Below are 10493 nucleotides of genomic sequence, written 5' to 3'. Positions count from 1 at the left end.
AGAACGCTTACAAATAGTGAGTTTCAAGTGTATATTGACGAAAGAATAGCGGGCTATTTTGAGTCGATTACAAGAAGAAAATTGCTGTTTGTAAGAGGGATTAACAAGCTTTGAATAAATAACTGATTTACTGCTTCAAATTTTATCGCAATAGTTCACTATTCCTCTAAAATTATTCATTGTAAATCAGTTCTTTATTTTAATCTGAGTTTTAAAATTTAAATCGAACTCAGGTTATTACTTTATTCGTGCAAAAAAAGGTGACCTCTTTCGAAATCACCTTTATATCTAATGTTGTTTATTCGCTTACAATCCACACACAGCAGCTCCCTGCTCAAATACAATGTCGCGTGGGATACCTGCGGCAGCGATGCGATCCAGGTCAGCCTGTAAAGCCGGACGGATGGTGCCCATCTCAGCCAGCATCTGCTTAGCCTTTTCGTAGTTGCCATCGCCTTGCATCACCAATATCTCGGCCGATAAGTGATTCATGGCTTCTGTCATCTTATCGAAATCAACGGTGTAGTAGCCACTGGCTTCATCGTAGCTAAAGGCACCCTGCTCCTGAAAATAGTTGAAACGCATCATGTTGGCTTTACCGTGGGCGCTGGCAGCACCAAAGCGCACCGAGCGGAAAATACCGGCCATAAAGGTCACGTAGTTGTCCATCAGGTCCTTGTTTGGCAGTTCACCCATCTCGGCCAGTTTGGTGACCATGTATAATCCAAGGATGTCGGCCTTGGCTTCTTCAATTGATGAAGCAGTTTCTTTCATGGCTTCACGCACACTTTGTGTACCATCTAAAGTCATTTTAATACCTAAACCATGTGCCACTTCATGAAACATGGTGTTTTCGAAGAAGGCGTCGAACTTAACGTGTTGCTGCTGTTCAGGAGCAATCACCACCTTACTGATAGGTACCAATATGTTGTCGAACTTGGCGCGCATCGAGTTTTTCAGCTGTAGCTTACGACTGCCTTTTTCAATGTGCACCTGTGGGTCGTTAGGCAGGTTAATGGCAATGGTTTTGCTTCCGGCATTGCAGTCACCTGCATAGTACAGGGCATCGTAAGCACCCAGGTCACTATCGGTACCCGGTACTTCCTTCTTGTATTCGGCTTCAACGGGCAGCGATTCCTGTAGCTGTGGCAACAGGGCGGCAAAGCGTGTCAGCTTATCCGACCACTCTTTATCTTTTATCAGGATGTACGATTCAAAAGCGGCTTTACTACCATACATGGCATCTTCGTATGTTTCAATAGGCCCAACAACAAAATCAATGGTGTTGGTTTTCATATCCATCCAGGCCATGTCGCTTGGCTGGTATTCGTTGCTCAGCAGGGCATCAGCACGCAAAGTCAGGTAGTTCTTCAATCCTTCATCTTCGGCCAGGGTAGCAGCTTTTTTCAATAAATCAGATACCTTGCTTAACTCAGCCTTATAGGCCTCGCTGTATGGCACTACCTCTAATTCACCCTTAGCATTGCGCTTCAGTATAGTGTATAAATCCGATTTCTTGGGATGATCAAAGGCTTCGAATTCCTCCTTGGTCATGTCTAAGGGATAAAATTGTGCGCCTAGCGGTTTGGTGCCAATGCCTTCAACAAATGATTGGTTGTCGTTAAGGCGCTCCCAGGGACCGTAATTAATCAGCATAAATTTCTTCAGGTATTCATCAGGCGTATTGGCCAGTAGTTCAGTTTTATTACCCCATGCCTGTTGCCAAAACAAGCCATCCATTATTTCGGCAGCTTCAAACAGCAAAGGCAGCATTTGCTTTTCTTTCTCGCTTAATACCGATAGGTCAGTGCTTAGGGTAAACGGGATAAACTCTTCCACTTTTTCTTTAATATTTGGGTCGGAGCTGGTGTAAGTCACTTTAGGCTGACATGCCATCAGCCCGGCAAGTGCCATCAGTGGCAATAATAACTTTTTCATAGAAGTTCAATTTGAATGAATTATTCTGTTCTGACAGTGAAAATACAAATATTGGCATAGGCTAACAAGGATATAGCTCAGGTATATGCACTATGCCATATGCTTAGTTAGGTAAAGGCTGTTATTGAGAAGTGTGCAGGTATCTGTTTATGCTTTCGAATTGAACAAAATAACTATCAAAGCTATCACTTTATAAAGAAACGAAAGCATAATGTGTTTCTCTTTGTTTTGCATTTCTCTGGTTTATTAACTTATTTTAACGGCTCAAAAAAAATGCTAGCCAGGTGATGCCAGATACACCAGATACCGAATTAGTGAAAGTCTTTGCGATAGACGAAACTAAAGCATTTGAAGGCTTGTACCTTAAATATGGTCGCAAACTTTTAGAGTTTGCCCGGCATTATATGCCTTCAAAGGACGATGCAGAGGAGGTGGTGCAAAAGGTGTTTATCAAACTGTGGCAAAAGCGTCATGAGCTAAAGCATAACGAGTCGGTGAAAGGCTACATATTTACCATCGCTTATAATGAAATTCGCAAGGCCTTTATTAAGCAGAAACGTGAGAATGAGTTGCTGCAGTCCTATTACTTCGAGCATGACATAAACAGGAGCGAAGATAGCGATGAAATTGACTATGCAGCGCTGGCCCGAAAGGTCGATACCATTGTTGAGCAAATGCCCGAGAAGCGTAAAAAGGTTTACCTGCTTTGTAAAAAAGAGGGGTTGACCGTAAGCGAGGTGGCCGAACACCTTCAGCTATCAGAAAAAACTGTTAAGAATCAGTTGACGGCAGCCTACCGGCAGATACGCGAACAGCTACAAGGTGGTCTGGCCATATTATTATTCCTGACCTTATATGATATTTGTCTGTGAGAGTGCTACTTGTATTTATTACTGGTAGCGGATAGATAAATAATTCAAAAAAAAATCAAATACTAATAGGACCCTGATTTATCTTACGGATAATAGGAGTAAAAGCAGCAAGTCGTATATGATACAATTTGATCAGATCATAGAAAAATTAAGAACCAGAGTACCGCTTTCGGACGATGATTATCAGTTGCTGTATAATTATTTACAGACCGATGAACATGAGCGGACGTTTAAAAAAGAGTTGGAGAATCATTGGGATGAAGTGAGTAGTCGTGATGACCTGGTCCTTAATGAGCCCGATGAATTGTACTACAAAATATTTTACAAGGCACAGGAGCTGGAGCGCAAGACAAAGAAGGTAAGCACCAGGAGTATTGGGCAATGGGTGCAACGCATTGCCGCTATCCTGTTAATACCATTGATGGTGGTAGCAGCCCTACATTATTTTAATCAGGAAGCACCTTCAATGGCACAGAGTAGTATTAAGGTAGAGTCGCCACAGAATAGTCGAACACGGTTCTTTTTGCCCGATGGCTCTTCGGGGTGGCTGCAGGCTGGTTCTGTTTTAGAATATTTACAGGCAGACGGACTACGGGCGGTTGACCTAAAAGGAGAAGCTTTCTTTGAAGTGGCTAAAGATGAAAGTCATCCGTTTGTGGTTTCAACCCATAGTTTTAAGGTGAAGGTACTGGGTACCCGCTTTAATGTGGAGGCCTTTGAAGCAGAAGATGTGTCCCGTGTCTTTTTGGAGGAGGGCAGTGTTGAGATGCTGGGGAATAATAATGAATATCAAACCCTGCTAAAGCCAGGCCAGGAATATACATACAATAACACAGGGAATACGTTTGTGGTGATGGAGGCTAAAGCCGAGGAGCAAATCTCATGGACGAAAGGGATACTGGTACTTAAAAACAAAAGTTTGCTGGATGCAGCTATGGAGCTGGAGAAGTTCTATAATGTCGATATCGAAATAGCCGATAAAGAACTGGAGGCTTTACCGGTCTATGCGAAAATTGAAAATGAGCGATTGGAAGAAGTACTGGAGATAACCAGGTTGATTTTACCAATAAAGTATAAGATTGAACATCCGAAGCGTTTAAAGGATGGTTCATTCTCAAAAAGAAAGGTGGTGATTAGCAGTAATCAATAATTATATAAAAGAAAACAGGAAAGTGGTGGCACACAATCCTGTTTAGAATGCAGAGTGTTCAAAGCGTTATTTTTTAGAACCCTACAAACATTACAAATTTATGAAAAAAAAACAGAAACCATGGGTATGGACTCTTCATACCCATAAAAGAGCATTGCGGATTATGAAAGCAATTGTTGTTTTATTCCTAATAGGTATCGTTCAGGCCTATTCAGCAACCAGCTACTCACAAGAGAAGCAAGTGAATCTGAAGCTCAATAATGTGAAGATTATACAGGTAATCAGTGCATTGGAAGAGCAGTCTAACTACAAGTTCTTTTTCAGTCCTCAAAGCATGGATGTAAACCAAACCGTCAGCATCGATGCGAAAAATGAGAACATTGAGGATGTGCTGGATGAGCTTTTTGGCCAGAGTAATGTGGCCTATCGTATCATAGATAACCAGGTGATTTTAACCACTAAAGAGGTCACTGTTACCAATGCGCAACAGCAAACACACAAGATATCAGGAAGTGTCGTTGATGTCAATGGCGAACCATTGCCTGGTGTGAATGTATATGAGAAATCAAACCCAACCAATGGGGTGATTACAGGTATTGATGGCACCTATTCAATAGAAGTTAGTTCTGTAGATGCCATTCTAGCTTTTTCTTATATTGGTTTTGAGCCTCAGGAAGTAAATGTTTCAAGTCGTACTACAATTGATATAACATTGGTGGAGGAATTCACCGACTTAAATGAAGTCGTAGTTGTGGGTTATGGAACTAAAAAGAAAGTGAACCTGACTGGTGCCGTGGCAACAATTGAAGGACAGGCCCTTGAAAACAGACCAACAGATAATATTCTGAAGTCGCTACAAGGAACAGTTCCTGGTGTAACCATTATCGATCGTCCCGGTGGTACCTCAATCAATATCAGGGGTAGAGGAACATTCGCTGGTGCTTCGAGCCCCTTGTACATAGTGGATGGTATAGAAGTAAGCAGTGACTTTTTTAACAACCTCGATCCTACAACTGTTGAGAACATCTCTTTCTTAAAGGATGCAGCATCAGCCTCAATCTACGGTGCTAAAGCGGCTTATGGTGTGGTTTTAGTAACTACCAAGCAAGGTAAAAAGGAAGCATTGCGGGTAACCTACAATGGTTCATACGGAGCTCAAAAAGCGACCTACCTGCCAGAGGTTCTTAATTCGTGGCAATATGCAGATATGTATCGTACTTCTGAATTAAATAGTGGTATTGAAGAAGCTAACCTTCGCTATAGTACACAAGATGTTCAGAAATATAAAGATGGATCAGATCCGGATCTATATCCTAATTCAAATTGGTTTGATTTAGTTTTGGAACCATCAGCTATGTTTACAAAGCACAGTCTGAATATTTCAGGTGGTGCCGAAAGGGTACAGTACCTGTTTGGTATAGGCTATCAGCGCGATGAATCGTTAACACCAGGAGAAGGGACTGATCGTTACAACTTCCTGTCAAAAACATCAGCTGATCTGAAGGATTGGTTAACTGTTTCGACCAATATTAACTTCATATATAAGAAATATGATCGCACATTAGGAGGTGCTTCTCTTACTGAGTTTTTAAGAGTACCGCCTACACAAGTGGCCCGTCACACCAATGGAGAATGGGGATCAATTAGAGATTTCCGTCAGGCTACTGCCGAAGAGATTAACTACAATCCTTTGCGCACACTGATGGAGAAAGGTAGAGGAAACTCAGATACAAGACACTTGTTGACTAACATGATGGCTATTTTAAAACCATTCGAAGGATTTAAGTTTACCAATCAATTAGCATACAATTATTACGATTATCGTTCTTTCAGTTTTCAAAATACAATGGAGGGTGTACCTAGCTATCTGAATCCTAATGGAGGAACGATTCCTGGCACAGCTTCCGATGTGAATCAAATGGATAACTACTGGTTATATAATGAGAAACTGATCTACGATGGTTGGATTAACTATGACCGAGAGATTAATGGCGTTCACAACATAGGTGTAATGATTGGTATGCATGCTGATTCGTGGCATCAAAAACATTTGGATGTTGGACGAAAACTGTTCCCAAGTAATGATATGAATGCGATAGACGGAGGTTCAACCGACCCTGATAATCAGTTAACCACCGAAGGTTCCTTTACTGAAGAAACCAGCTTGTCATACTTTGGACGTGCTACTTACGATTATAATGGCAGATATCTGTTGGAAGCCAATTTCAGAGCTGATGCATCGTCGCGCTTTGCAAATGTTGGCAAGTGGGGGTATTTCCCATCAGTTTCTGCAGGATGGAGACTAAGTGAGGAAGCCTTTATGAGTGATATTAACTGGCTGGATAATTTAAAAATCCGAGCATCATGGGGTAAAAACGGTAATATAAAAAGTGTTGGTTTATACGATACCTATGATACTTTTAGTGGAGCAGGTACTGTATATAACGGAGGAACAGTTCTGCCAATTCTGGTCGAAGGACGTATTGCCAATTCCAACCTAACATGGGAAAAAACAACAACTACAGATATTGGATTTGATTTGTCCATCAACAAGGGAATTATTGGTTTTGTATTTGACTATTACACCCGTGTTACAGATGATATTTTGGTGGAACAGACTGATATACCAACCGAAACAGGTATATCAAACTTGCCATATAAGAACGTAGGGAAAGTTAAAAATAATGGTATAGAACTGGCATTAACTCATCAAAACCAAATCGGAGACTTCTCTTATTCTGTTGGGGTGAATATGGCTTATATGAACAATGAGATTACAGATTTGGGCGATGGTATAGACAAATTGCCACCAAGCAGCTATTGGATTAATCAGGTAGGACAGCCAATCGGAAGCTTCTATATGTACGAAGCTGACGGTTTATATTCTACAGAAGATATTGCCAATGGTGATGTAGTGGAGTTTGGTGGTTATGAGATTGAAGCAGGTATGGTGAAGTTGGTTGATCAAAATGGCGATGGGGAAATTACCGGCGAGGATCGTACGATTGTTGGTAGTGATGTACCTGACCTGACTTATGGTTTAAACATTGACCTTAACTACAAAGGCTTTAACCTGTCAATGATTGGACAAGGAATTTCAGGAGTTAAGGTGTATATGGATAATGAGGCGTCTCAGGCTTTCTTCAATAGTTCTGTACCACGCGAGTGGCAGCTCGACAACTGGACACCAGAGAATCAGGATGCACAATATCCTAAACTGTTTAAAGAAAATGATTTAAGATATCAGTATAACTCAATTCAGTCGTCGTACTGGTTGTTTAATGCCAATTACTTCAGAATTAAGAACATCACTCTCGGATATACTTTCCCACAACATATTAGTAATTCAATAGGTCTTGAAAAACTGAGAGTGTTTGTATCAGGTGATAACCTGTTTACAATCAGTGGAGATAAGCGGATGAAAGATTTTGATCCTGAGCGTTCTTCCGGTCGTGGTTATCAGTTAAATATGAAAACTTATACGGCAGGAGTTTCAGTAACATTTTAATCATTTAATTACAAAACAATGAAAAAACAATCATATATATATAAGCTGTTATGGCTTTTGCCATTGGTCGCACTAATGGCTTGTTCCGATGATTTTTTGGAAAAAGCGCCGAATGATGCTTTAGATCCATCAAAAATTGATGCATCAAAAGCAGAAGAGCTGCGAAATGCTATTTATGCCGAAATACCAGGCAGTGATCTGGTGTATCAGGAAGGCTACGCTGATAATGGGTATTCACGTAACTGGTGGGATAGTAATGGAGCGCTTATTCAAACCAATGCAGTTTCAGGCTCTGAGAACTTTGGTTATGGAGAATGGAACCATTATGGAGATAAAGGCAACTCGTTTGGTTCGATTCGAACTTGTAACATGTTGCTTGCCAAGCTTAGTGACTTTGATATCGACGAGGATCAGGCCAATAAATTGGGTGCAGAAGCACGAATGTTAAGAGCCTGGTTATACATGGAGTTGACATTGTATTATGGCGATGTAACCATCGTGGAACGCATCGACGAGCTTTACCCCGATGGAGTTGAGCGGAACTCAGCAAGCGAAGTACGCAACTGGATTTTGTCAGAATTAGATGAAGCTGCAAGCGTGCTGCCAGTAACAAACGATAAAGGGAAGTTTAATAAGGCAATGGCCTATGCGTTAAAGGCACGTGCCGCCTATTATTTTGGTAATTATGCCGCTGCAGAAGAGGCAGCCCGATATGTTATTGATAAAGGTGGGTACTCATTGTATTATGCTGGTAGCTTAAGCACAGAAGAGCAAAAGGATGCAGACTTTTTTGCTGGTCTGGTTGATTTTGCTGATTTAGGAATAGATGAAACAGCTTTTATTGAGGGTATTTTTAATTACCGTAACATATGGAATGTAGATTACAATTCAGAAGTAATTGTTTCAAAAGAATATGTGGCAACTGAAGATCATGGCGATTTTAACCGAATCACCTCTTTCCTTTCTCCAAATTTATCAGAGAAGCAGGCTTGGGCAACCATCGCTCCAATTCAGGATTTGGTTGACGATTATTGGTTAGCAGATGGGGAATCGACACCAGCTGTACCTGATAAAGATACGCGAGCTGACTATTACAATGGCCTTCGTGATGAAATAAGTACAATTCAGGCAGGTCCTGATGGAGATCCTTCTAACCCTGAAGATAATTTGACCTTTAGCGAAGCTGTTGCAACAATAGCCGATGAGTTAAAATCGAAGCCATACATGGCTGAATTCTTAAACAGAGATAGCCGCCTTTACGCATCTATTGTATTCCCATTTTCGTCGGTAAATACCTATTTTGACGGACATTATCAGGAGTATAACTATAGTATTAATAACTATGGACAAACTGGTTTTGTTTGGCGGAAGATGAGTGGTGGTGATGATTTAGTTTCAGTATGGGGTGATTCCTACCACCTAAGTGGTGCAGACTTTCCTGTAATCCGTTTAGCTGAAATGTTGTTAATATATGCTGAGGCGCATACACAGACAACAGGCTATGATGGTACCGTTACAACAGAATTAAATAAATTACGAGACCGCTGTGGAATGCCGAATGTACCTAACGGTTTAGGAAAGCAACAAGCATTGGATTTTATTCGACGTGAGCGTCGTATTGAATTAGCTGGTGAAGGACATCGTTATTTTGACATTCGTTTATATGAAGATGGCTCCCGTAACGGCGGATATAAAGGACAACAAGCAGCCAGTGCAGTGATGCAGGGGCAAACGTATGATCCACAGGGTAATCCAAGTGCTTTAAAGGTTTGGGATCCCCGCTTAATGTTAATGCCTATACCAACTACGTCAATGGATAAAAATCCGCTTCTGAAGCAAAATGAAGGCTATTAATCACATAAATAAAAAATGCCCTTCGGGGCATTTTTTTTAATCTCTTTGTTCGAATTATGAAAAATAAGCTAATCTTTTGGGCGGTGTGCATCGCCTGTTTTCTGAATGTATCAGCAAAAGCGCAGCAAAAAGAAGTGCTGGCGGCTACTCCACCTATGGGGTGGATAAGCTGGAACCTCTTCGAAGGCAATATCAGCGAAAGCATTGTAATGGAACTGGCCGATGCCATGGTGGATAACGGGCTGAAAGAGGTCGGTTACGAATACATCATTCTGGATGATTTGTGGCATGGCGGTCGCGATGCCGATGGCAAGGTGTTTCCTGATCCGCAGAAATTTCCCAATGGCATGAAGGTGGTGGCTGATTATGTGCACAGCAAAGGTCTTAAGTTTGGAATATATACGGATATTGCCGAATACACCTGTGCAGGTATGGTAGGCAGTTTAGGTTTTGAAGAGCTGGACGCACAAACCTATGCCGATTGGGGCGTGGACTACATCAAGTGCGACTACTGCCATGCGCCCGAAGATTTATGGACGGGCATAGAGCGCTACGAGAAATTTATTAAAGCCGTACGAGCGACTGGTCGTCCAATGGTGTTTGCCATTTGCGAGTGGGGACAGCGGGCACCTTGGTTGTGGGGCGAAAAGGTAGATGGACAGTTATGGTGTACCACCTGGGATTTGCGTGATACTTGGGAGCATGGCCAGTATAATAACGGGCATAACGGCATCATGGAAGCTTTGGATCGTCAGGTGGGACTTGAAAAGTACGCCGGACCAGGTCGTTGGAATGATCCTGATATGCTGGTGATTGGGCTTAATGGAACAGGAGCATCTTCTTCTGCCAATGGTGCCAATGGATGTACCGTTACCGAGTATGAAGCGCAGTTTGGCTTGTGGTCTCTATTATCAGCTCCTTTACTAATGACCTGCGACATCCGCAACATGGATGCTGATACTAAGCGCATCCTCACAAATCAGGAGCTTATCGCTGTTAATCAGGATGAGTTGGGCAAGCAGGCATCGCGCATCCACAAAGATGGGGCTGAAGAGATTTGGGCCAAGCCACTGGCAGATGGTTCATGGGCCGTTGGTTTTCTTAACCGCGATAATGATAAGAAACGGAAAATTTCACTTGATCTCTCCCAGTTAGGTTTTGACGGACAAGT

General features: G+C 41.9%; 6 protein-coding genes. 5 read left to right on the top strand and 1 reads right to left on the bottom strand.

What is annotated here, in order from left to right; all coding sequences use genetic code 11:
• Window positions 1–306: 306 nt before the first annotated feature.
• A complete protein-coding gene (locus KDU71_RS22265) occupies window positions 307–1938 on the bottom strand; it encodes a dipeptidyl-peptidase 3 family protein (RefSeq protein ID WP_212193336.1) in 1632 nt (543 codons plus the stop codon).
• A gap of 287 nt (window positions 1939–2225) precedes the next feature.
• On the opposite strand from KDU71_RS22265, the gene KDU71_RS22260 reads away from it, so the two are divergent.
• The 5 genes from KDU71_RS22260 to KDU71_RS22240 all read left to right on the top strand — a co-directional run.
• Window positions 2226–2810, top strand: a complete 585-nt coding sequence (locus KDU71_RS22260; RefSeq protein WP_212193335.1) for an RNA polymerase sigma factor — start codon at window positions 2226–2228, stop codon at window positions 2808–2810.
• A gap of 118 nt (window positions 2811–2928) precedes the next feature.
• Complete coding sequence (locus KDU71_RS22255) at window positions 2929–3960, top strand: FecR family protein (protein WP_212193334.1); 1032 nt, start codon at window positions 2929–2931, stop codon at window positions 3958–3960.
• A 100-nt stretch (window positions 3961–4060) separates the two neighbouring features.
• Window positions 4061–7468 (top strand): TonB-dependent receptor, encoded by a 3408-nt coding sequence (locus tag KDU71_RS22250; RefSeq protein WP_212193333.1) that lies wholly within the window; start codon window positions 4061–4063, stop codon window positions 7466–7468.
• Between the two features lie 18 nt (window positions 7469–7486).
• Entirely contained in the window at window positions 7487–9322 is a 1836-nt protein-coding gene (locus tag KDU71_RS22245; protein WP_212193332.1) for a RagB/SusD family nutrient uptake outer membrane protein, read from the top strand.
• A 56-nt stretch (window positions 9323–9378) separates the two neighbouring features.
• The coding region (locus KDU71_RS22240) for a glycoside hydrolase family 27 protein (RefSeq protein ID WP_212193331.1) at window positions 9379–10493 on the top strand (1115 nt) is incomplete at its 3' end.

The sequence above is a fragment of the Carboxylicivirga sediminis genome (assembly GCF_018156225.1).
GTDB lineage: Bacteria > Bacteroidota > Bacteroidia > Bacteroidales > Marinilabiliaceae > Carboxylicivirga > Carboxylicivirga sediminis.
Note: the sequence above shows the minus strand (reverse complement) of the source record. Positions and strands in the feature narration are given on the sequence as shown.

Excerpts from the sequence above, each read along its gene's own strand:
- KDU71_RS22260 (WP_212193335.1), top strand. The coding sequence starts at position 2,226 with ATGCCAGATACACCAGATACCGAATTAGTGAAAGTCTTTGCGATAGAC.
- KDU71_RS22250 (WP_212193333.1), top strand. The coding sequence starts at position 4,061 with ATGAAAAAAAAACAGAAACCATGGGTATGGACTCTTCATACCCATAAA.
- KDU71_RS22265 (WP_212193336.1), bottom strand. The coding sequence starts at position 1,938 with ATGAAAAAGTTATTATTGCCACTGATGGCACTTGCCGGGCTGATGGCA.
- KDU71_RS22255 (WP_212193334.1), top strand. The coding sequence starts at position 2,929 with ATGATACAATTTGATCAGATCATAGAAAAATTAAGAACCAGAGTACCG.
- KDU71_RS22245 (WP_212193332.1), top strand. The coding sequence starts at position 7,487 with ATGAAAAAACAATCATATATATATAAGCTGTTATGGCTTTTGCCATTG.